Consider the following 23,161-nt stretch of genomic DNA (forward strand, 5'->3'; position numbering starts at 1 on the left):
AGGGGGATGTAACCGGTCTGCCCTGATGATAACACGACGGAGGGGTAGCGCAACCGCAGACAGTGCGCTTAGGCAGAGTATGATAAACTCGCAATATTAACAGGCTGCTAAGTAACGGCATGCTCACTCACTGGTAGCGCTTACATATGCATTTTGGCATCAACAAGAGGGACGTTAGTGCCTGATTTCTTTTTCTTTATTAATGAAATTCTCTGGGGTTCGATAATGATATACCTGCTGCTGGGAGCAGGTGTATGGTTCACGCTGCGCAGCGGTTTTATCCAGTTTCGCTATATCCGCAAGTTTGGCAGAAGTCTGAAAAACAGTGTAAGCCCTCAGCCCGGCGGGTTGACCTCGTTCCAGGCGCTGTGTACCAGCCTCGCCGCGCGTGTCGGCAGCGGCAATCTGGCGGGCGTGGCGCTGGCCATCACTGCCGGCGGCCCCGGTGCGGTCTTCTGGATGTGGATGACGGCGGTTATCGGCATGGCGACCTCGTTTGCCGAATGTTCGCTCGCCCAGCTTTACAAAGAGAAGGACAAAAATGGTCAGTTCCGCGGCGGCCCCGCCTGGTATATGGCCCGCGGGCTGGGTATGCGCTGGATGGGCGTCCTGTTTTCCCTCATTTTGCTCCTCGCCTACGGCCTGATTTTCAATTCCGTACAGGCTAACTCCGTGGCTCACGCCCTGCGTTATGCCTTTGCCTGCCCGGAGTGGGTCACCGGCGTCATGCTGGCCGCCCTTACGCTGCTGACCATCACCGCGGGCCTGAAAGGCGTTGCCCGCCTGATGCAGTTCCTGGTGCCCGTTATGGCACTCCTGTGGGTGTCAGCCAGCCTGATTGTCACGGTGATGCACATTGATCAGCTGCCGGAGATCGTAGCGGGCATCTTTAAGAGCGCGTTTGGCTGGCGCGAAGCGGCCTCCGGCGCGCTGGGCTACACCATCAGTCAGGCGCTCACGGCAGGCTTTCAGCGGGGCATGTTCTCGAATGAAGCGGGCATGGGGTCGACGCCCAACGCGGCTGCGGCTGCGGCCTCATGGCCTCCTCATCCTGCGGCCCAGGGGATCGTCCAGATGATTGGCGTGTTCACGGACACCATCATTCTCTGCTCCGCCACCGCGATGATTGTGCTGCTGGCTGGCCCCGATTCCCATTCGTCAGAGATTGCCGGGATCCAGCTTATCCAACTGGCGCTGGCCAACATGGTCGGCAACTGGGGCGCAGGGTTTGTCTCACTCATTGTGTTGCTGTTCGCCTTCAGCTCGATTGTGGTGAATTATATCTACGCCGAAAATAACCTCATCTTCCTGAAGCTGGATTCGCGTTCTACACGCAACGGGCTTCGCGCGTGCGTTATCGCGATGGTAATGACGGGTTCCCTGCTCCACATGCCGCTGATCTGGCAGCTGGCAGACGTCATTATGGCGCTGATGGCCATCACCAACCTGACGGCGATCTTACTGCTCTCACCGGTGGTGACGCTGATCGCCCGGGACTACCTGCGCCAGCGTAAGCTTGGGGTGCCACCGGTGTTTGATGCTGCGCGCTATCCTGAAATCGAGGCGCAGATCGCGCCGGGTACCTGGGATGATTTGCCGCGGCAATAACAGCTATCGATCAATTCAGGGCGATTTTTTGGTAAAGTCGCCCTAAATTTCCTGCAAGGACTGGATATGCTGATTCTGATTTCACCTGCTAAAACGCTCGATTACCAGAGCCCACTCGCCACCGAGCGGTATACCCAGCCTGAACTGCTGGACTACTCGCAACAACTCATCCACGAGGCGCGCAAGCTTTCCGCTCCGCAAATCGGCAAGCTGATGAGCATTAGCGACAAACTTGCCGATCTGAACGCGACCCGCTTCCACGACTGGCACCCGGATTTTACGCCAGACAATGCCCGCCAGGCGCTGCTCGCTTTCAAAGGCGATGTGTATACAGGCCTGCAGGCAGAAACGTTCAGTGAAGCCGATTTCGATTTTGCCCAGCAGCATCTGCGCATGCTCTCCGGCCTGTATGGCGTACTGCGCCCGCTGGATCTGATGCAGCCGTATCGCCTGGAGATGGGTATCCGTTTCGAAAATGCTAAAGGCAAAGATCTTTACCACTTCTGGGGCGATATCATCACCGATACGCTTAATCAGGCGTTAAAAGCCCAGGGCGATAACGTGGTGATTAACCTCGCCTCCGACGAATATTACAAATCGGTGAAGCCGAAAAAGCTGGACGCAGAGATCATCAAGCCGGTATTCCTGGATGAGAAGAACGGCACGTTTAAGGTGATCAGCTTCTACGCCAAAAAAGCGCGCGGGCTGATGAGCCGCTACATCATTCAAAACCGCCTGACCCGTCCGGAGCAGCTGACCGGGTTTAACAGCGAAGGCTATTTCTTTGACGAAGACGCGTCGGGGAAAGGTGAACTGGTGTTTAAGCGTCACGCGCAGTAAAAACAAAACCCCGCCTTCAGGCGGGGTTTTTGGTTAATGGTGCTTCCAGTCCGGGCCATGACCGCGATCGTCGTGGCGATCGTGGTGGTGGTTATCGTGCCCATGGTGCTCATCGTGCGGACGCCAATGGTTATCGCGCCAGTCGTAGTGAGATTTCCACCAGTCATGGTCGCGCCAGCGGCCGCCATCCCAGTAGTGTCCGTTATTGTCCCGATCGCCAATCTGCAGTTTTACCGCAGGCACGAGGGTGATCTCAGCTGCCTGTACCGCCATGGGAGCGACCAGCATCAGTGAAAGCGCGATAAGTGCAGGTTTCAGTTTCGACATGGATAACTCCTTATTATTCTTGCCCGTCGTGGGCCGATGTAAGGAGAATACGTGAGGGGGATGGAGGATGTTATTCTCTGCAATCCTAAACGCTAAGTGACCGCATTTATTGGGAATTTCTGCTTATTTACTGCGTTTTTTCTCCTTAATTTCTTCACAAAAAAGCCGGGTGGCGGCTGCGCCTTACCCGGCCTACAGATCGGTGCCGCTGTTGCCGGGTGGCGCTGTGCTTACCCGGCCTACGAATGGGGTCGCGGTGGGCGTTGTAGGTCGGGTAAGCGAAGCGCCACCCGACAAAACATCACCCGCGCGTCATCATTAACTTACGCAGCGCGGCAAAATCCGCTGGCAGTTCATGAGACAGCAGCGGCAGGTCGGCGCGGTCGGCCAGCTCTTTCGGCAGCGGCAGCGTTTCACCGAGGATCGCTTCAACGCTCTCCTTGAACTTCGCCGGATGCGCGGTGCCGAGGAACAGGCCATACTCTCCCGGCTGAAGCTGGTCGCGCAGAGCGCGGTAGGCAATCGCCGCGTGCGGTTCTGAGGTATATCCCACCGCTTTCAGCTCGCGCATCGTCGCTTTGGTGGTCTCGTCCGTCACGGCAGCGTAACCCAGGTCGCCAAGACGCCAGACCTTGCGGCGGAACAGCTCCTCAACGCGCGGCCAGTTGTTCGGCTGGCTCACGTCCATCGCATTTGAAAGCGTCGCCTGCGTGGCGTTCGGTGCCCATTTCCCGTCTTTCAGGAAGCGCGGTACGGTGTCGTTGGCGTTGGTCGCCGCGATAAAGCGTTTCACCGGCAGACCCAGCGATTTCGCCAGCAGGCCCGCCGTCAGGTCGCCAAAGTTGCCGCTCGGCACGGAAACAACCAGCTGATTGCGCGCCTCCTGCGGCAGCTGTGCCACTGCTTCGAAGTAGTAGCAAATCTGCGCCAGCAGACGGCTGATGTTGATGGAGTTAGCCGAGTTCAGCCCCAGCGCCACTTTCAGCTCTTCGTCGTCGAATGCCTGTTTAACCAGCGCCTGACAGGCATCGAAATCGCCGTCGATCGCCACGGTTTCAATGTTGCCGCCAAGGGTACAGAACAGTTTTTCCTGCAGCGGGCTGATTTTGCCTTTCGGGTAGAGGATCACCACGCGGACATTTTTCAGGCCATAGAACGCATGCGCGACCGCGGCACCGGTGTCGCCGGAGGTGGCGGTCAGAATGGTCACCGGCTTGTCGCCGCTGATGTGGGTCAGCATCTGCGCCATAAAGCGGCCGCCGAAGTCTTTAAACGCCAGCGTCGGGCCGTGGAACAGCTCCAGACAGCCGACGTCCGGCTCAACCTGCTTAACCGGTGCCGGGAAGGCAAAGGCCGCACGCACGCGCGCTTCCAGCTGCTCTGGCGGGATCTCATCGCCGATAAACGCCGAGAGGATTTTGGTGCTGCGGGTGACAAAGTCCTGCTTCAGCAGTTCGTCGATGTCGGTGAGCTGAAATTCCGGCAGGTCGTGCGGGAAGAACAGCCCCTGATTTTTGCCCAGCCCCTGAGTCACCGCCTGCGCGAAGCTGACCTGCTCGTTATGATCTTTAAGGTTGTAGAGTTTCATTATTTATCCCAGTACTCGTGCGCCAGCCGTGTCCAGACGGCAAATATGAACAAAGCCTTCCTGATTTTGCAGGTAGTGTTTCGTGAGCCAGTCCGCCACGCGCTGCGCGGTGTCAGGCTTATCGCACAGGGCGAACAGCGTCGGGCCGGAGCCGGAGATGCCGCACGCCTGCGCGCCAATATCCAGTGACGCTTCTCGCGCCTCGTTGAAGCCGGGCAGCAGCTTAGTGCGATACGGCTCGGCAATGACATCTTTCATCAGTTTCGCCGCCAGCTGCGGCTGTCGGGTATAGCAGGCGTGAATAAAGCCTGCCAGATGACGCCCGTGGGCGATACAGTCCTGACGACGATACTGCGCGGGCAGGATCGCGCGCGCTTCGGCGGTGGAGACCTTAATGCCCGGATAGGCCAGCACCCACAGCCACTCGTCAAACCCTGGCACCTGCTGGCTGATGATGCCATTTTCTTCAATCATCAGCTGCATACCGCCGAGGAAGCACGGTGCCACGTTATCATAATGAATACTGCCGGAGATGCGCCCTTCCAGCTCGCCCATTAACCCCAGCAGGCGGTTGTTGTTCAGCGGCTTTCCGCAGTGTTCGTTCATCGCCACCAGTGCAGCAACCACGGAGCAGGCGCTGGAGCCGAGACCCGAGCCAATCGGCATGCTTTTTTCCAGGGTCATGGTGACCGGCACGTTTTTGCCGATCTCCTGACAGAACCTTTCCCAGCACTGATAAACAATATTCTCGCGCGGGTCCGACGGCAGCTTGCTGGCGAAGCGGCCCACGTTGTGCAGGCTGAAGCTCTCTGCCGCTTCCACCGTCACCGTATCGCCCAACAGCGAACCGTCCACCGGCGTCACCGCCGCGCCCAGCACATCAAACCCGACGCTCATATTGGCGCTGGAAGCCGGGGCATAAACTTTGACCATGTTAAACTCCTAACTTCCATGACAGGGTACGCAGCAGATCGGCAAACACACCCGCCGCCGTGACGTCGTTCCCTGCACCATAGCCGCGAAGCACCAGCGGTAATGGTTGATAATAGTGGCTGTAAAACGCCAGGGCGTTCTCGCCGTTTTTCACTTTATACAGCGGATCGTTGCCATCCACTTCGGCAATCTTCACGCGGCAAACGCCATCCTCTTCAATATTGCCAACATAGCGCAATACCTTACCTTCATCACGGGCTTTCGCCACGCGCGCGGCAAAAGCGTCGTCGAGCTGCGGTAAATGGGTCATAAAGGTGCTGACATCCCCGCTGTCGTCAAACCCGGCGGGCAGCACCGGTTCAATAACGATATCCGACAGTTCCAGCTCGCGGCCGGTTTCACGGACCAGGATCAGCAGCTTGCGCGCCACGTCCATGCCGGAAAGATCATCGCGCGGGTCCGGCTCGGTATAGCCCAGTTCGCGCGCGGCGCGGGTCGCCTCCGACAGGCTCATCCCCTCTTCCAGCTTGCCGAAGATGAAGGATAACGAGCCGGAGAGGATGCCGGAGAAACGCTGCAGTTCATCGCCCGCGTTGAGCAGGTTTTGCAGGTTTTCGATGACCGGCAGGCCGGCGCCGACGTTGGTGTCATACAGGAACTTGCGGCGCGACTTGCTCGCCGCCAGGCGCAGCTGATGGTAGTAATCCATCGACGAGGTGTTGGCCTTTTTATTTGGCGTCACCACGTGGAAGCCTTCGCGCAGGAAATCGGCGTACTGGTCGGCCACCGCCTGAGTGGAAGTACAGTCGACAATCACCGGGTTAAGCAGGTGATACTCTTTCACCAGGCGGATCAGGCGGCCCAGATTGAACGGCTCGTTGGCGCCGCTCAGCTCGGCCTGCCAGTTTTCCAGATTCAGCCCGTGGACGTTGGTCAGCAGCGCTTTCGAGTTCGCAATGCCGCACACGCGCAGATCGATATGCTTCTTCTTCAGCCACTCCTGCTGGCGCTTCACCTGCTCCAGCAGCGCCCCGCCGACGCCGCCGACGCCAATCAGGAACAGCTCAATGACCTGATCGGTGTTGAACAACATCTGGTGGACCACGCGCACACCGGTGGTAGCGTCGTCGTTATCCACGACCACAGAAATTGAACGCTCAGACGACCCCTGAGCAATCGCCACAATGTTGATATTGGCGCGGGCCAGCGCGGCGAAGAATTTGGCGGAGATACCGCGCAGGGTGCGCATTCCGTCGCCGACCACGGAGATGATCGCCAGACGCTCCTGAATAGAAAGCGGCTCCAGCAGCTCCTCTTTCAGCTCCAGATAAAACTCCTCTTCCAGCGCACGGCGCGCGCGCAGGCAGTCTATCTGCGGTACGCAGAAGCTGATGCTGTACTCGGATGAGGACTGGGTGATCAGCACCACGGAGATCCCGTTGCGCGACATCGCGGCAAATACGCGCGCCGCCATGCCGACCATCCCCTTCATGCCAGGGCCGGAGACGCTGAACATCGCCATGTTGTTGAGGTTAGAAATGCCCTTCACCGGCAGGCCATCTTCATCAGTGCTGGCACCTATCAGGGTGCCCGGTGCCTGCGGGTTACCGGTGTTTTTGATCAGGCAAGGGATCTGGAACTGGGCAATTGGGGAGATGGTACGCGGGTGCAGCACTTTGGCGCCGAAGTAGGAAAGCTCCATCGCTTCCTGATACGACATCGATTTCAGCAGCCTGGCGTCCGGCACCTGGCGCGGGTCGCAGGTGTAAACCCCGTCGACGTCGGTCCAGATTTCGCAGCAGTCTGCGCGTAAGCACGCCGCCAGCACGGCCGCAGAGTAGTCCGAGCCGTTACGGCCCAACACCACCAGTTCGCCTTTCTCGTTGCCGGCGGTGAAGCCCGCCATCAGGATCATGTGGTCGGCAGGAATTTTGCTCGCGGCAATGCGGCGGGTCGATTCGGCAATATCGACGGTGGATTCGAGGTAGTGGCCCACAGCCAGCAGTTTTTCAACCGGGTCAATCACCGTCACGTTGTGGCCGCGTGCGCTCAGCAGGCCCGCCATGATGGCGATAGAAAGTTTTTCACCACGGCAGATCAGCGCCGCATTGATGCTGTCCGGGCACTGGCCGAGCAGGCTAATGCCGTGCAGCACGTGTTTAATTTGCGCGAACTCTTGCTCAACAACGGTTTTCAGCTTCGCGAGTGGGAAGCCGGGCTGAGCCTCAGCCAGCCCCTGCAGCAGCTCGGCGAAAATACGCTCGGCATCGCTGATGTTCACAAGCGCATCCTGGCCACCGATGGTCTTCTCAATCATCGCCACCAGATGATTAGTGATTTTTGCCGGGGCAGAGAGCACGGTAGCAACCTGCCCCTGCCTGGCGTTACTCTCCAGGATATCGGCAACACGCAGAAAACGTTCTGCATTTGCCACTGATGTACCGCCGAACTTCAACACTCGCATGGTTCTACCTCGTTTCCTTTAGCCGAAAAAAAAGCCCGCACTGTTCAGGTGCGGGCTTTTTTTTGTTTTTCCTGTACGCGTCAGCCCGCATCGTTACCTGTGGTAATGATGGTGGTTGTTGTAATGGTGGTAATGCTGATGCGTTTCATGGATGTTGTGTGCTCTGTCATTATTATCTGTCTGTGCTCTATTCTTTTAGGGTTAAAGGATTGGCCCTGCTAAGTCAACGAATTTTTAATTTGATCACAGATTCGCTCACTCTGATGACCCGCTGTTTGCGGATTTATTTTCATCCGATTCCCCCAAAAGCAACCCCTGATATCAGACAGTTCAGCCATACTAAAAACGTATGGCAGCATTTTACTCGGCCAGTTTTTTTTCAATATCGTGCAGCAAACGGTGCAACATTGCCGTGTCGCGCTGTTCAAGTCGTCCCAGACGCTGCTGCAGCCAGTCCGTCATTTTTTGGTCGTCCGCCACGCCCAGGTGTGAAATCAGACTTTCTACCCGAGCGCGTAACGCGGTCAGTTGATTTTCATCGGTCGCGGAAACGGGCGGCGGGGTAATTTGCATTAAGGATGCTAATTGATAGCAGTAAACCATCACCGCCTGGCCCAGATTCAGCGAGGGATAATCCGCCACCATTGGCACGCCGGTAAGCACATCCGCCAGCGCCAGCTCGTCATTCGTCAGCCCGGAATCTTCACGGCCAAACACCAGCGCAGCGTGGGTGAGCCACTGACTTTTTTCACGCAGTAACGGCACGAGTTCTTCAGGCGTGGCGTAATAGTGGAACTTCGCCCGGCTGCGCGCCGTGGTGGCAACGGTGAATGAAATATCGTGCAGCGCGTCGGCGAGCGTATCGTAAGTCGTTATATTATCGACAATATCTCCCGAACCGTGCGCCACCCAGCGGGTTGCTGGCTCCAGATGCGCAACGCTTCCGACAATGCGTAAATCGGTGAACCCCATAGTCTTCATGGCACGCGCCGCCGCGCCGATATTTTCTGCTCTTGCTGGCTGAACCAGCACAATCGACAGATGCATTTTTGCTCTCTTTTTAATCAGTTAGCGGGTAAAAAGGTGATGCGCTTCGACATATTACGCAGCACGAATTTACAAAATTGCAACACAAATCACCGAAATAGCATTTCTTAACGAATTAAAGACGCTAAACTATTTTGTGACTGAACAATCAGTTAGAATGTTAACAGACGCTTATTATCCTTATGTTTTATAATGATAATAGCCGTATGAATACCCTCTGGTGATTGGATTCGTAACGTTTATCAATCAATGTCCGCAACTGGTTGGTTTATTGAAAAATTGTGACAAAGGCTAGCATTCGGCTACGATGATTTCATCAAACTGTTAACGTGCTACAATTGAACTTGATATATGTCAACGAAGCGTAGTTTTATTGGGTGTCCGGTGTCACTTAGCCTGTTATGTTGCTGTTAAAATGGTTAGGATGACAGCCGTTTTTGACACTGTCGGGTCCAAAGGGAAAGTACCCACGACCAAGCTAATGATGTTGTTGACGTTGATGGAAAGTGCATCAAGAACGCAATTACGTACTTTAGTCACGTTAAGCCGATCATGTTAATTTGCGACATGCATCAGGCAGGTCAGGGACTTTTGTACTTCCTGTTTCGATTTAGTTGGCAATTTAGGTAGCAAACATGCAGACCCCGCACATTCTTATCGTTGAAGACGAGTTGGTAACACGCAACACGTTAAAGAGCATTTTCGAAGCAGAAGGCTACGATGTCTTTGAAGCGACCGATGGCGCAGAGATGCATCAGATCCTTTCTGAAAATGATATCAACCTGGTCATTATGGACATCAACCTGCCAGGCAAAAACGGCCTTCTTCTGGCGCGCGAACTGCGTGAACAGGCGAACGTGGCGTTAATGTTCCTGACGGGCCGCGACAACGAAGTCGATAAAATCCTTGGCCTGGAAATCGGTGCGGATGACTACATCACCAAACCGTTTAATCCTCGCGAGTTAACCATTCGTGCACGCAACCTGCTGTCCCGCACCATGAACCTGGGTACGGTCAGTGAAGAGCGTCGTAGCGTAGACAGCTATAAATTCAACGGCTGGGAACTTGATATCAATAGCCGTTCGCTGGTTAGCCCGAACGGTGAGCAGTATAAACTGCCGCGCAGCGAATTTCGCGCGATGCTGCACTTCTGCGAAAATCCGGGCAAGATCCAGTCTCGTGCAGAACTGCTGAAGAAAATGACCGGTCGCGAGCTTAAACCTCACGACCGTACCGTTGACGTGACCATCCGTCGTATTCGTAAGCATTTCGAATCCACGCCAGACACGCCTGAAATCATCGCCACCATTCATGGCGAAGGTTATCGTTTCTGTGGTGATCTGCAGGAGTAATCCCGCAGATAATGCATTAAAAAACGGCGCATTTGCGCCGTTTTTTTTATTTCCAGATCCTCATGGTGTCGTTGTCCGGCTCAGCGGGAGGCGTTGGGCGCTTCGGCTGAGAGAGCGCATACCAGTCTAAATGACGCGTCAGATACATCACCGCAAACAGCGCGAACGCAAGCACCGCAGAACCCAGCAGCAACGCGCTGTCCTCCGAGCGCAGCAGGAACCACATCACCACGTCCAGCCCCAGCAGCGCCAGCACAAACAGTCCGCTGCGCTTCCAGCTTTTCAGCACGGCCTGCAGGTACATTCCGTTCATCAACGCCCCCACAAGGCTCGCGACAATCCAGGCGGGGGTAAACCCGGCATGCTCGGACAGCGCCAGCAGCACCAGATAGAACAGCACCAGCGACAACCCTACCAGCAGATACTGCATCGGGTGCAGGCGCAGCCCCGTTAAGGTTTCGAAAACAAAGAAGGCCATAAACGTCAGGGCAATCAGCAAAATAGCGTACTTGATTGCCCGGTCGGTTAGCTGATACTGGTCAGCCGGTGTCGCCACCGTGACGCTAAAGGCCGGGATAGTGCTCCACTCCGGTGTCTCATCATCGCTCAGCCAGCTTTGCATATTGTTTGCAAACCAACTGCTCTGCCAGTTTGCCTGGAACCCGGACTTACCGATCTGATGCTTAACAGGCAGATAATCCCCCATAAACCCCGGGTGCGGCCAGTTGCTGTTGAGCGTCATTTCGCTGTTACGCCCTACCGGTGCGACGGCAAAACTTCCCGTTCCCGCCAGATTTAACGAGATATCAAACGCGAAGGTTTTGTTCTCCAGCGCTTTATCGGTGAGTGGAATATGAATACCGGAAAGCGCGCCACTGACGCCCGCGCCCGGCTCGACGCTCAACGTTTCACCGTTGATTTTAGAGACATTCACCGTGCCAATCCCGCGCGCGTCTCCAACGCCGACCACGATAAACGGCTGCCCCAGCGTCAGCGTTTCACCCTTAAACTGTGACATTTTCTCCGTCGAAAACTGCGCTTTTATCTTCAGGTCGGTGTTCCAGATTTGTCCGTCATAGATACCGATACTCCGGGATTCCACATGCTGATTCCCTTCAACGAGCAGTGACTCCGGCAGAATGAAATGCATATAGCTTTTCTTGTATTCCACCTTTTTTTCATCTTCCAGCTTGTAAAAGACTTCCGTCACCGGAATGGCAATCAACGGACCGACCAGCTTCTGTGGTCCGCTGGTGCTCTGGCGCAGCGTGTTCTCGACATCGTTGCGATAGCTTTCGCGCTCCGAAACCAGGTTGCTGACCATAAAGAGGGGAATTAATAACAGCAGGATACACCCGAGCAGGGTGCTTACTTTCCAGAACAGGGGGGATTTCATCATTACGTCTCCTTTGTGATGAGGAGAGCGTACCGGGCCTGTGTGGGGCCAGTTTGAAGCTATGTGAAGTGACGGTGAAGCGTCAGCGTGGCAATGACGCCGCCCTCCTCCCGGTTACGCAGCGTAATCTCCCCCAGGTGCAGCCGGGCAACCTCCTGCACAAACGCCAGCCCTAACCCGCTGCTCTTCACGCCATTCTCACGCGGCAGCGAATAAAAACGTTCAAAAATACGGTCCAGCGCGTAATCGGGGATCCCGCTTCCGCTGTCGGTCACGGTGAGTTGTACCCGATCTTGCGTTTCACGGGCAGCAAGCTGGATTGCCCCGCCCTCAGGCGTGAAATCGATGGCGTTATCCAGCAGATTACCCAGCGCCTGTTCGAGCAGGTCGGGATCGCCCTGCACCGCCAGCGACCCGCTCTGGCAGACCAGCGTAAGCTGTTTTGCCGCCAGCAGCGCCGGGCGCGAGCCTGCAAGCCGCGTAAACAGCGTTTCAACGCTCACGTTCACCGGGACAATGTCCACCCGGTTTTCCAGCCGCGCCTGCGCAAGGAGCTTCTCCACCAGCGACTGCATACGGGCGTTTTGTACCAGGATGTTATCGATAAATCGTGCGGTCACCTCCGGAGGCGGACGTTCTGACAAAATTTCAGCCGCGCCGCGTATCGCCGCAAGGGGGCTTTTCAGCTCATGGGTCAGCGCATGAACGTAGCGCTCGATATAATTTTTTCCTTCCAGCCGAAGACGCATATTCTCCAGCGCCTGCGCCAGCTTTCGCAGTTCGCTGCTGCCGGGATTGGGCAGCGGCAGCGGCGTCTGGGTGGTCACCGAGTCGGCGTAGCGTGACAACATGCTGATGGAGCGGTTAATCCATACCACAACCAGCAGACCAATCAGCAAGGCAATCCCGAGCAACGCGCCGCCCGCCCAGAGTATCCGCCGCTCGCTGCGGTTAATAACAGGCGCCATCGCGCTGTTGGGTTTTCCAACCGACAGCACGCCGATGATCTTGCCCCGATCGACAACCGGTGCGGCAACGTACATCACCGTGCTCTCCGGATCGTCAGGATTGCGTTGGGTACTCCTGGCCCCGTATTTGCCGCGAAGCGTCAGCCAGACGTCGTTCCAGCGGGAATAATCTTTTCCCAGCGCCTGCCCGGCAGAATCAAACACCACCGTGCCCTGCGCATCGGTCATGTAGACGTGATACTCGTTACGGACTTTGTGGATGCCGCCGATATTGGCCCGGAAGGGCCGCTGGTGGAGCTGTAAAAACGCCTGCGCCAGTTTGCCCTGCCGGGCATGACCTGATAGCAGATCGTCACGCCCGACTTCCGCCAGCAGCGTGGCGGTGTCTATCAACGTGCCCTCGGTCGCCCGTCGTACGCCGGGTTTCACCTCCTGAACGAAGATCGACAGCACGAACCATGCCGCGATAGCGACGATCAGGAAATACCCCAGCAGCAGGCGCATGCCGATACGCATTAATACAGTCCCAGACTGTAACCCATGCCACGGTGGGTACTGATGGGTGAAATCTCCGCGTTTACCGCTCGCAGCTTGGCACGCAGCGTTTTGATATGAGTGTCCACGGTGCGATCAAAGCTGTCACCGTCTTCACCCCACACCAGATCCATAAGCTGCTGGCGGGAGAAAACACGTCCCGGCGCGTGCAGCAGGGTTTTAAGCAGCAGAAACTCGTAGCGCGTCAGCAGCAGAGGTTCACCACACCAGTGGATCCGGGCGGCAGGCTCATTAAGCTCAAACTGGCCGATACGGAGGATGTCAGAGGGTGCCGCTGATTTTTGCATCCGGCGTAAAATGGTGCGCACTCGCGCGCACACTTCACGCGGGGAGAAAGGCTTAGCCACGTAGTCATCCGCCCCCATTTCCAGCCCGAGGAGTTTATCCACCTCATCGCTACGCGCCGTCAGAAACAGCACCGGCAGAGACGGATGCCGGGCAAGAAGCTGGCGGCACAGCTCAAACCCGCTGATATCCGGCAACCCGACGTCCAGAATCGCGAGCGCGGGAACCTGTCGCCGCGCCGCCTCCAGCACCGGTAACCCTCGTTCAAACGCCTTTACCGCAAATCCCTCCTGCTGGAGCATATAGATAAGCGTATCGGCGATACTGATTTCGTCTTCAACCAGCCAGACAACAGGTTGTTGCATAGGTCATCCCTGAATCAGTGCCACGGCATAATCGGCACGGCGCTGATCGCGTTTTTCGGTGATCCTTCCACCACTTTGTCGGAATAGGCAAGATAGGCCAGGGCGTTACGTTTGGCGTCGTAAAAACGCACTACCTGCAGCTTTTTGAACACCAGCGAGGTTCGTTTCTGGAATACCACGTCGCCCTGTGCTTTGCCGTTTTTGATTTTGTCGCTCAGTTCAACCGGCCCCACCTGCTGGCAGGAGATCGCCGCGTCGGAGGTATCTTCTGCCAGCCCCAGTCCGCCTTTGATACCGCCGGTTTTCGCCCGGCTGATATAGCAGGTCACGTTTTTCACATCGGGATCGTCGAAGGCTTCCACCACGATTTTGTGGTCGGGGCCGAACATTTTAAATACGGTATCGACGGAACCTACCTGTTCCGCCTGTGCCGCACGGCCAGCCATCAATAATAACGCGGTGAAGAGCAATGTCTTGTATTTCATATTGTTACCATTCTTTAAAATTACATTGAGCGATTATTCAACACTTTAGCCAAAAATGTAGCAAGATCACAGGATTAGAATATATCTGCCCATAATGCCTCGCAAAAAGCATTAATGCGCAAAAAAAACACTGAATGCTAAAACATCAAAAAATGCTATTATCCGCTAACCTGTTATCAGGCACCTGCTGTTTTAAGGATGAGGATAGTATATGGATCAGGCTGGAATTATTCGCGACCTGCTTACCTGGCTGGAAGGTCATCTGGACCAGCCTTTGTCACTGGATAATGTGGCGGCAAAAGCAGGCTATTCCAAGTGGCATCTGCAAAGGATGTTTAAGGATGTCACCGGTCATGCTATCGGGGCTTATATCCGCGCACGCCGACTTTCGAAGTCTGCTGTGGCGCTGCGTCTGACCGCGCGCCCTATTCTGGATATTGCGCTGCAGTATCGGTTTGATTCACAGCAAACCTTCACCCGCGCCTTCAAAAAACAGTTCTCGCTGACGCCTGCGCTCTATCGCCGTTCGCCTGACTGGAGCTCGTTCGGGATGCGTCCGCCGCTGCGTCTGGGCGAGTTCGCCATGCCGAAATACCAGTGCATTACGCTGCCTGAAACCCATTTGATCGGGACGACGCAAAGCTACTCCTGTTCGCTGGAGCAGATCTCCGAATTCCGTCATCAAATGCGCGTGCAGTTCTGGCGTGATTTCCTGAGCCATGCGCCCGCGATCCCGCCTATCCTGTATGGCCTGAACCAGACGCACCCAAGCCAGGAAAAAGACGACGAGCAGGAGGTGTTTTACACCACCGCGCTGACGCCGGAGTTGGCTAATGGCTATATTCAGGGTTCGAAGCCGGTCGTCGTGGAGGGTGGCGAATACGTCATGTTCTCGTATGAAGGGCTGGGCACCGGCGTTCAGGAGTTTATCCTGACCGTGTACGGCACCTGCATGCCGATGCTGAACCTGAACCGCCGTAAAGGTCAGGACATTGAGCGCTACTATCCGGCCAGCGATGCTAAGCCGGAAGAAGGCCCAATCAATCTGCGCATGGAATTCTTAATTCCGATCCGCCGTTAACGCTGCAGTTCGTCCAGCGCAGGGGCATCGAGATGCGAAATGTCCCCTGCCATCTCCACGACCCACCCGGAAGCCAGCCACTGGCTCTCCTGATAATCAATGCGGGAAATTGAGCAGTTACGCAGGCGCAAACGGCGCTCGGCGTAGGCCGGTAATCCCAGAATGGTGCTCACCAGGCAACCCAGCGCGATACCGTGGCTCACCAGCAGCGGACGGCTTCCCGCCGGCAGCTTCAGGCACTCTGCCAGCGCCGCATGCATGCGCACGCTCAGCTCCTGCATGGATTCGCCCTCCGGAATACGGCCATCTTCGGTACCGTTCACCAGCGCACGCCGCCAGCCCTCTTCCTGCTCTGTCAGCGTATCGATATGGCGTTGCTCCAGCACCCCCATATCCAGCTCGCGAATGCGTGGCTCGAGGGTAACATCGCAGCCGCAGGCATCCGCGATAATTCGCGCCGTCTGCTGTGTACGACCTAAATCACTGGAGATAACGTGAGTGATGCCCAGCGTTCTGGCGCGTTCCGCTACCTGCCATGCTTGCTGCACACCCTTTTCAGTGAGGGGACTGTCTGACTGGCCTTGAATACGTCGCTCGGCGTTCCACTGCGTCTCACCGTGGCGAACAAGGTATACCTGTAACATGCTTTTTTTCCGTTATACTGCGATGAGTTTTTTTGAATCGAGCTTAATTATGCACCATGTTGTCTCTGCTACCACCAATCCTGCCAAAATTCAGGCAATTCTAAAGGCATTTGAAGAGATTTTCGGCGAAGGATCCTGCCACATTGACGCCGTCGGCGTCGAGAGCGGCGTCCCTGAACAGCCGTTCGGCAGCGAGGAAACGCGGGCTGGCGCACGAAATCGCGTCGCCAATGCCAAAGCCGCCGCGCCCAATGCAGACTTTTGGGTCGCCATTGAAGCGGGTATCGACGAAGGCGCAACCTTTAGCTGGGTGGTCATCGAAAGCGGTGAGCAACGCGGTGAAGCGCGCTCGGCCACCCTGCCGCTGCCGGACGTCATTCTGAATAAGGTTCGCGAAGGTGAAGCGCTCGGGCCGGTGATGTCGCAGTACACCGGCATCGATGAGATTGGTCGTAAAGAAGGGGCGATTGGCGTCTTTACCGCAGGCAAGTTGACGCGCTCAAGCGTTTATCACCAGGCGGTGATTCTGGCGTTAAGCCCGTTCCACAACGCGATTTATCGTTAGGGATTTTTCAATAACACAGCTTCCAGCCACTGACGCAGTTCAACCGGCGCAGACTTCAGGCTGTTCGACCCGCGAGTGATGGTCGCAATGCCCGCGCCCAGCTCGTTTTTCAGCTCACGCTGGCTCATTTCACCGCGCAGCAACTCTTCGATAATCCGCACGCGCGTGCCCAGCGCCTCGCGCTCGTCGGGCGTCAGCATCAGCTGCATCAGCGGCAGGTGCAGGTCTTTCTCATAAGACTGGCGGAGCAACTCCACAAAACGAAGCCACTCCTGATTGCGTTGTTCGGCCATCGCCGAGGAATACGGGGAATGCTGGGTCATGTTATGCCGCCTCTTGTACTCATTAGCGAGTACAGCATAACACAACCCACGCCGATCAGTAACGTCTCTGCCACTCAGCATCGCTCATCAGGGTATCTTTCTGCCCCATAAAGTAGCGGTAGTATGCGTCATAGGCCAGCACGTTCTTCACATATCCACGCGTTTCCGAGAACGGAATACTTTCGACAAACGCCACGGCATCGATCCGACCGGCGCTGTTCCCGAGCCAGGTGCGCACGCGCCCCGGACCGGCGTTATAGGCCGCCGAAGAGAAGATACGGTTATTGCCAAACTGCTGATAAACGTACTGCAGGTAGCTGGTACCGATATTGATATTGGTCTCCGGGTCCAGCAGCTGTGACGGGCTGCTGTAGCCTGGAATATTGAACATCTTCACCGTGTGCGTGGCGGTACCCGGCATGATCTGCATCAGGCCGCTGGCCCCGACCGGTGAGCGGACTTTCGGGTTCCAGGCGCTCTCCTGACGCGCGATCGCCATTGCATAGCTCTGCGGAATGTCTTTCCCGCTGGTATAGCGCTCAAACAGATCGTTGTAGGCCAGCGGGAATCGCTCTTCAAGATGATCCCACAGCTTACCGGCGATCGTCGCCTGCACGCTCAGATCCCACCAGTGGTTATTAAAGGCGTAGCGGGCAAGCTGCGCTTTTTCGTCGGTGGTGCGGCTGGTGACCAGGTTAGCCCACTCGCTGCGCGCGGTGTTGTCGAGGTTCCAGTACATCAGCTCGCGCACGCGGGCCATCTCCGGCCCCTGCGTCAGCGTCGGGTTGGCGTTGGCCGGGGCTTTGTCGATCTTCAGGGTGTACTCTTCACCCAGACGCTGCGCCGCCACCATCGGGTAGAACCCACGTTGCTGCATAAGGGCGTGGAGGATCGTTTTCGCTTCGTCTTCACGGCCGCGCTCCAGCAGCAGGTCTGCCTGCCAGTAACGCCATTCATCTTTCTCTTTGGCATCCATCGGCAGGCGAGCCAGCCAGGTATTCAGCCCACGGCGATCGCCCGTGCCCAGCGCCATGCGCACGCGGCGCTCAACCAGAGAGGTGGAGTTTGACCGCATAATCGCGTCGTCACGCCAGCGGGCCTGCTCGTCGGTCACATCCGTGCCCATCAGTCGCCACGCCACGGTGTCGCGCAGCTCCTGCGTTTGCTCGTCGTTAAGCTGCTGCGCCTGCACCAGTTGCGGGATCATCAGCCGCGCGTTTTCCACGTCGTCACGCGCCACGCTGGTAAAGGCTACCGCCGCCATCTGACGGGTAAAATCGGTGGCCCCCGTGGTGCGTGCAAAGGTCAGCACCGAATTGGGATCGTTCGCAAGCGCGATGACGGCTGTCGAAATGGTCTGATAGTCCGGCGGCATCTGCCCCGCCAGGGCGGTGACCAGACGCGTATTCCCGGCCTTCATCGCCAGGCGGATACGCTCAAGATAGGCCAGCGGATCCTGCTTGCCGGAGGCGCGCCAGGCACCAAACAGCGAATCGCAGGCGTTTGGCTGGCTTTTGCCGGTCAACCACAGATCCTTCGCCCCTGCCCAGGCCTCTTCCTGCTGGCCGGTAGCCCATTTCGCGTAGTAATAATTACACTGCGCCTCGGTCGTGCCCGGCTTTTCAGGGCTAAAGGCCAGCAGCCCGCGCCAGTCTTCACGACGGGCCAGCTCGTTCACAAACCGGGATTTAAGGTTGCGCGCGGGCGGCAGGGTCGGATTCGCCTGGATAAAATTGTTGACGGTGACGGTCGGTTGATTCATGAGATCGTCAGTAATCTGACGATACTCGAGATACGGGTACAGCGGATACTCTTTTAGCGTTGGCATCAGCGCCTGCACGGTATCCATCTGTTTATTGTCCCACGCCTGCTTGATTTGCGCGTAGCGGCTGCGCTGTTCATCCAGTGAATCGGCTCGCACCGCCTGGCTCGCTGCCATTACGCATACGCTGGCAGCCAGCAGTCGCCAGACCACCTGTTTGGCTTTTTCCACAAGCTCTTCCTCATTGTTTTTACTTCCGTTGCGGCGTCATGCCATCTCAACGTCTTATCAACTTATGCTAACCAGGCATCCGGCAGCGCGCCACGTTATGGACACTTTTTTACCTTTCTTGCGCGTTTTAACACTCCCGACGTTCCTGGCTGGGATTAGGTCGTGAAAAAGGCTACACTTCGGGGCTGAAACCTATTCACATCACGATAAAAGAGGCGAAGTCCAACGTGGCTCAATTCGTTTATACCATGCATCGTGTCGGCAAAGTGGTTCCGCCGAAACGTCATATTCTTAAAAATATCTCGCTGAGCTTCTTCCCGGGCGCAAAAATCGGTGTTCTGGGTCTCAACGGTGCCGGTAAGTCCACCCTGCTGCGCATCATGGCCGGCATCGATACAGACATCGAAGGTGAAGCCCGTCCGCAGCCTGGCATCAAAATCGGCTATCTGCCGCAGGAACCTCAGCTCAACCCGGAACACACCGTCCGTGAATCCGTTGAAGAAGCGGTTTCCGAAGTGGTTAACGCGCTGAAAGGCCTGGATGAAGTGTATGCCAAATATGCCGAGCCGGATGCGGACTTCGACAAGCTGGCCGCTCAGCAGGGCAAGTACGAAGAGATCATTCAGGCGCACGACGGTCACAACCTGAACGTGCAGCTGGAGCGCGCGGCCGACGCCCTGCGTCTGCCAGACTGGGATGCAAAAGTTGAGAAGCTCTCCGGTGGCGAACGCCGCCGCGTGGCGCTGTGCCGCCTGCTGCTGGAAAAACCAGACATGCTGCTGCTCGACGAACCGACTAACCACCTGGATGCCGAATCCGTAGCGTGGCTGGAACGCTTCCTGCACGACTTCGAAGGCACCGTTGTGGCGATTACCCACGACCGTTACTTCCTCGACAACGTTGCGGGGTGGATCCTTGAGCTGGACCGTGGTGAAGGTATTCCGTGGGAAGGTAACTACTCCTCCTGGCTGGAGCAGAAAGATCAGCGTCTGGCGCAGGAAGCGTCTCAGGAAGCGGCGCGCCGTAAGTCTATCGAGAAAGAGCTGGAGTGGGTTCGTCAGGGCGCGAAAGGCCGTCAGTCTAAGGGTAAAGCCCGTCTGGCACGCTTTGAAGAGCTGAACAATACCGAATATCAGAAACGTAACGAAACCAACGAACTGTTTATTCCGCCTGGAGCACGTCTGGGGGATAAAGTGGTTGAAGTCAGCAACCTGCGTAAATCCTACGGCGACCGCGTGTTGATTGACGACCTGAGCTTCTCCGTACCGAAAGGCGCGATCGTCGGCATCATCGGTCCGAACGGCGCGGGTAAATCCACCCTGTTCCGCATGATGTCCGGTCAGGAACAGCCTGACAGCGGCTCCATCACCCTGGGTGAAACCGTGAAGCTGGCCTCCGTTGACCAGTTCCGTGACGCCATGGACAACAGCAAAACCGTGTGGGAAGAAGTCTCCGGCGGCCTGGATATCATGCGTATCGGCAACACCGAGATGCCAAGCCGCGCCTACGTTGGCCGCTTTAACTTCAAAGGCACCGACCAGGGCAAACGCGTGGGCGAGCTGTCCGGCGGTGAGCGCGGTCGTCTGCATCTGGCGAAGCTGCTGCAGGTGGGCGGTAACGTGCTGCTGCTCGATGAACCAACCAACGACCTGGATATTGAAACCCTGCGCGCGCTGGAAAACGCCCTGCTGGAGTTCCCGGGCTGTGCAATGGTTATCTCGCACGACCGCTGGTTCCTGGACCGTATCGCGACCCACATTCTGGATTACCAGGACGAGGGTAAAGTGGAGTTCTTCGAAGGTAACTTCACCGAGTACGAAGAGTACAAGAAACGCACGCTGGGCGCGGACGCGCTGGAGCCGAAGCGTATTAAGTACAAGCGTATAGCGAAATAAGTGCCGACAGCCGGGTAAGCGTCAGCGCCACCCGGCTTTTTTATTTCCCCACGTAAAACCGCTTCACCTCATCAAACTGCATCGCAAAGTCGATATAGCTCATCAGCGCAGGCGAGTTCAATTTGCGGCTCGGATAGGCCAGCCACAGATCGTTCCCCTCGACGTTCCACTCCGGCAGCACCTTTACCAGCGTCCCTGTCTCAATCTTATCTTCCAGCAGGAATGCGGGGAGCATGGTGATCCCGGCCCCGGCGACCGCGCACTCGCGGGCGTAGACCAGGTTATCCGTCATATGGGCGTTATCCGGCAGATAGCGGTAATCTTCACTTGCGCGTTGCAGCACCCATTCTGACCAGGCCCGGTGGGTAATGCAGCGATGGCCCACCAGCTGGCTGGGATGCGTGAGCGGTTCCCGGCGCGCCAGGTAGCCAGGAGATGCCAGCATATAGCGCGGACAGTGTCCAATCATGCGGCCTATCAGCGTGGAGTCCTGCGGTTTGCCGGTGCGTAGCGCCACGTCATAGCCGGACTCGACCAGGTCGAGCACGTCATCGGAAATCGACACATCGAGCGACACGTCGGGATAGCGAAGCTGAAACTCGGCATTCATGTGCGCCAGCAGCGTCGCGCCGATCCCGGCGGGACAGGTGATCCGCAGCCGCCCGCTGGGGTTATCCCGCAGGCGCTGAATGGCGTATTCCGCCCGTTCGCTCGCGGCCAGCATCTCGCGGCAGTGCACCAGATAATGCTCGCCCGCGAAGGTCAGGCTCAGCCTGCGGGTAGTACGGTTCAGCAGGCGGAGCCCCACCTGCTGCTCAAGCTGGCTGATACGCTGGCTGACGCTGGATTTCGGCAGGTCGGCTTTACGCGCCGCCGCGGTGAAGCTGCCCATCTCCGCCACCAAGGCAAACAGGGCCATATCCTGCAGCTGTTTAAACATGATTGTTCATCCTGTTCGAACGCTTCGTTCTTGATTGTCCATCTTATCACGCAGACGCGGGCTTAATAGGCTGGCCTCAATACAACGCATTCCACCGAGGCGCACAGGAAAGTGTTTGAGGGACATATGCGGAGGAGAGTAGTGGTGGCGTTTTGAGCACTCTGGTGCCCTCACCCTAACCCTCTCCCACGGGGAGAGGGGATTTTAAGCTCCCTCTCCCCGTGGGAGAGGGATGGGGTGAGGGGAAAGCAATCTACCCCTGCTCCCCCATCATCGCCTTTACCAGCTCCACGCAGCGCAGGAAACGCGAGTCGTAGTCCGCCTCTTCAACGTGAACATACTCCACGTTATTCTCGTTGAGCATCTCCACCAGCATGGACTGGAACTCTTTTCTGTCCACGGAGCTGCCGAGGCTGCGCATCCCGTCGGCCACCCACGGGGTGTTGTTTTCCAGCAGGATCACCAGGTCAAAACGGTATTCGTCAATCAGCGCCTGCACGAACGGGTGCTCGCGCCCTTCGTACTTTTTACAAAATGCCTGGGTGGTAACAAAATCGGTATCGATAAACGCCACTTTGTTAGCGTATTTCACCGCAAAATCGATGTACTGCGCATGGCCGAGCGCGATTTTATCGTAGTCGGAATACTGTAGCGCCATCTCATCGCCGCCCAGATGCGAGAAAACATAGTCGCGCCCGTACTCCCACGCGCTGGTGGTGTTAAAGATGTTCGCCAGCTTGTTGACCAGCGTCGATTTACCGCTCGACTCACCGCCGAGGATCGCCACCGTGCGCACAAAGAAGGGCTTCACTTCGGTCGGGATGTAATCCCAGTAGCGGGACGGGTTCTCGCGGATCTGCGCCCCGCTGATGTTCATAAAGGTGCGCTTAGGGTCGATCAGCACCGTCTCGATACCCAGATGCTGGCGGAACTGCGGCGCATCGGACTCCTCAGAGGTGTAGATCCAGTTGGGGGTAATCCCCTTCTCGTCCATAAACGTCTTTACACCGTTGCTCCACACGTCCCAGCCGTGCGGGTACGGCTCCATGCCCTCTTCGTTAAAGGCATGAATACGAATGTTTTTTTGATATTTAAACGTCTGAAGCAGCCAGCGCAGGCGGTCTGATACCGTCGGCTGCTGCGACATGGCGCTGTCTTCAAACAGCTGACGGTCGCGGGTTTCGTCGTAGCCCATGATGATGTGTAGCTCATCAACCTGGCTACAGGCGCGCTGGATCAAATAGATATGCCCGGTATGCAACGGATAAAACTTACCGAACACCACGCCGATGTTCTTTTGCATACGCGGGAATTCCAGCCCCAGAAAGCGGTGCAGCGCTTCCAGCTTTTGCGCGCTGGGGCTTTTGATTTTGGCATTAAGCAGTTGGCTCAGATAGCCTTTGGTCATGCCGCTGGCGTCCGCCACCTGCTGCAGCGTACAGCCCTTCTGGCGAATGGCGGTCTTGATATAGTCAAACGACGACATAAATTACGGTGCCTCCTGCAA

Annotated in this window: 22 protein-coding genes and 1 other annotated feature; of the genes, 6 read left to right on the plus strand and 16 right to left on the minus strand. The window is 56.8% G+C overall.

Going from position 1 to position 23,161, the window contains the following annotated elements:
- Positions 1-177 precede the first annotated feature (177 nt).
- Together FFS28_RS11780 and yaaA are read left to right on the plus strand one after the other, a co-directional pair.
- A complete protein-coding gene (locus FFS28_RS11780) occupies positions 178-1,608 on the plus strand; it encodes an alanine/glycine:cation symporter family protein (RefSeq protein WP_137849624.1) in 1,431 nt (476 codons plus the stop codon).
- Positions 1,609-1,674: 66 nt separating this feature from the next.
- Entirely contained in the window at positions 1,675-2,448 is a 774-nt protein-coding gene (gene yaaA, locus FFS28_RS11785) for a peroxide stress protein YaaA (RefSeq protein ID WP_137272865.1), read from the plus strand.
- 33 nt (positions 2,449-2,481) lie between these two features.
- On the opposite strand, the gene FFS28_RS11790 is transcribed toward yaaA, so the two are convergent.
- From FFS28_RS11790 to yjjY, 7 genes are all read right to left on the minus strand, one after another.
- Entirely contained in the window at positions 2,482-2,775 is a 294-nt protein-coding gene (locus tag FFS28_RS11790; protein ID WP_058609644.1) for a DUF2502 domain-containing protein, read from the minus strand.
- A 301-nt stretch (positions 2,776-3,076) separates the two neighbouring features.
- Entirely contained in the window at positions 3,077-4,363 is a 1,287-nt protein-coding gene (gene thrC, locus FFS28_RS11795; RefSeq protein WP_006173993.1) for a threonine synthase, read from the minus strand.
- Between the two features lie 3 nt (positions 4,364-4,366).
- On the minus strand, positions 4,367-5,296 hold the full coding sequence (gene thrB / locus FFS28_RS11800) for a homoserine kinase (protein WP_137849625.1): 930 nt from the start codon (positions 5,294-5,296) through the stop codon (positions 4,367-4,369).
- Position 5,297: 1 nt separating this feature from the next.
- Entirely contained in the window at positions 5,298-7,760 is a 2,463-nt protein-coding gene (gene thrA, locus FFS28_RS11805) for a bifunctional aspartate kinase/homoserine dehydrogenase I (protein WP_006173999.1), read from the minus strand.
- 24 nt (positions 7,761-7,784) lie between these two features.
- Positions 7,785-7,902 (minus strand) — a sequence feature (Thr leader region).
- Complete coding sequence (gene thrL / locus FFS28_RS11810) at positions 7,841-7,909, minus strand: thr operon leader peptide (RefSeq protein WP_072039575.1); 69 nt, start codon at positions 7,907-7,909, stop codon at positions 7,841-7,843. It overlaps the preceding feature by 62 nt.
- A gap of 211 nt (positions 7,910-8,120) precedes the next feature.
- Positions 8,121-8,807 (minus strand): tRNA/rRNA methyltransferase, encoded by a 687-nt coding sequence (locus FFS28_RS11815; protein WP_058609641.1) that lies wholly within the window; start codon positions 8,805-8,807, stop codon positions 8,121-8,123.
- A gap of 399 nt (positions 8,808-9,206) precedes the next feature.
- Positions 9,207-9,347, minus strand: coding sequence for a YjjY family protein (yjjY, locus tag FFS28_RS11820; protein ID WP_001541509.1), 141 nt, complete (start codon positions 9,345-9,347; stop codon positions 9,207-9,209).
- Positions 9,348-9,442: 95 nt separating this feature from the next.
- Here yjjY and arcA point away from each other — a divergent pair, with 95 nt between their 5' ends.
- Positions 9,443-10,159, plus strand: a complete 717-nt coding sequence (gene arcA, locus FFS28_RS11825) for a two-component system response regulator ArcA (protein ID WP_006174002.1) — start codon at positions 9,443-9,445, stop codon at positions 10,157-10,159.
- Between the two features lie 46 nt (positions 10,160-10,205).
- On the opposite strand, the gene creD is transcribed toward arcA, so the two are convergent.
- Genes creD through creA form a run of 4 tightly spaced genes read right to left on the minus strand, consistent with a single transcriptional unit; the run spans position 10,206 to position 14,213 of the window.
- On the minus strand, positions 10,206-11,558 hold the full coding sequence (gene creD, locus FFS28_RS11830; RefSeq protein WP_137849626.1) for a cell envelope integrity protein CreD: 1,353 nt from the start codon (positions 11,556-11,558) through the stop codon (positions 10,206-10,208).
- A gap of 56 nt (positions 11,559-11,614) precedes the next feature.
- Positions 11,615-13,039, minus strand: coding sequence for a two-component system sensor histidine kinase CreC (creC, locus tag FFS28_RS11835; protein WP_137849627.1), 1,425 nt, complete (start codon positions 13,037-13,039; stop codon positions 11,615-11,617).
- Positions 13,039-13,728, minus strand: coding sequence for a two-component system response regulator CreB (gene creB / locus FFS28_RS11840; RefSeq protein WP_137849628.1), 690 nt, complete (start codon positions 13,726-13,728; stop codon positions 13,039-13,041). The genes creC and creB overlap by 1 nt, the downstream gene beginning before the upstream one ends.
- Positions 13,729-13,742: 14 nt before the next feature.
- A complete protein-coding gene (gene creA, locus FFS28_RS11845) occupies positions 13,743-14,213 on the minus strand; it encodes a protein CreA (protein WP_006174009.1) in 471 nt (156 codons plus the stop codon).
- Between the two features lie 211 nt (positions 14,214-14,424).
- Here creA and robA point away from each other — a divergent pair, with 211 nt between their 5' ends.
- Positions 14,425-15,294: an MDR efflux pump AcrAB transcriptional activator RobA gene (gene robA, locus FFS28_RS11850; RefSeq protein WP_137849629.1), complete on the plus strand. Its 870-nt coding sequence runs from the start codon at positions 14,425-14,427 to the stop codon at positions 15,292-15,294.
- On the opposite strand, the gene gpmB is transcribed toward robA, so the two are convergent.
- Positions 15,291-15,938 (minus strand): 2,3-diphosphoglycerate-dependent phosphoglycerate mutase GpmB, encoded by a 648-nt coding sequence (gene gpmB, locus FFS28_RS11855; protein WP_006174012.1) that lies wholly within the window; start codon positions 15,936-15,938, stop codon positions 15,291-15,293. The genes robA and gpmB overlap by 4 nt on opposite strands.
- Positions 15,939-15,987: 49 nt before the next feature.
- Between gpmB and yjjX the strand changes: the two genes are divergently transcribed.
- Positions 15,988-16,503 (plus strand): inosine/xanthosine triphosphatase, encoded by a 516-nt coding sequence (gene yjjX / locus FFS28_RS11860; protein ID WP_137849630.1) that lies wholly within the window; start codon positions 15,988-15,990, stop codon positions 16,501-16,503.
- Here the strand turns inward: yjjX and trpR are convergent.
- Positions 16,500-16,826 carry a trp operon repressor gene (gene trpR, locus FFS28_RS11865; protein ID WP_042319296.1) on the minus strand — a complete coding sequence of 109 codons (327 nt, stop codon included), beginning with the start codon at positions 16,824-16,826 and terminating at the stop codon, positions 16,500-16,502. The two genes, yjjX and trpR, sit on opposite strands and share 4 nt — an antisense overlap.
- A gap of 55 nt (positions 16,827-16,881) precedes the next feature.
- The gene (gene sltY, locus FFS28_RS11870) at positions 16,882-18,819 is read right to left on the minus strand and encodes a murein transglycosylase (RefSeq protein WP_042319297.1); all 1,938 of its coding nucleotides are present in this window, start codon (positions 18,817-18,819) and stop codon (positions 16,882-16,884) included.
- Positions 18,820-19,046: 227 nt separating this feature from the next.
- On the opposite strand from sltY, the gene ettA reads away from it, so the two are divergent.
- Complete coding sequence (gene ettA / locus FFS28_RS11875) at positions 19,047-20,714, plus strand: energy-dependent translational throttle protein EttA (RefSeq protein WP_042319299.1); 1,668 nt, start codon at positions 19,047-19,049, stop codon at positions 20,712-20,714.
- A 40-nt stretch (positions 20,715-20,754) separates the two neighbouring features.
- Here ettA and FFS28_RS11880 read toward each other — a convergent pair whose 3' ends face one another.
- Positions 20,755-21,654 carry a LysR family transcriptional regulator gene (locus FFS28_RS11880; protein ID WP_137849631.1) on the minus strand — a complete coding sequence of 300 codons (900 nt, stop codon included), beginning with the start codon at positions 21,652-21,654 and terminating at the stop codon, positions 20,755-20,757.
- A gap of 253 nt (positions 21,655-21,907) precedes the next feature.
- The gene (gene nadR / locus FFS28_RS11885; RefSeq protein WP_006174022.1) at positions 21,908-23,140 is read right to left on the minus strand and encodes a multifunctional transcriptional regulator/nicotinamide-nucleotide adenylyltransferase/ribosylnicotinamide kinase NadR; all 1,233 of its coding nucleotides are present in this window, start codon (positions 23,138-23,140) and stop codon (positions 21,908-21,910) included.
- Between the last annotated feature and the right edge of the window lie 21 nt (positions 23,141-23,161).

Source organism: Enterobacter sp. 2VL (genome assembly GCF_005503595.1).
GTDB lineage: Bacteria > Pseudomonadota > Gammaproteobacteria > Enterobacterales > Enterobacteriaceae > Enterobacter > Enterobacter cancerogenus.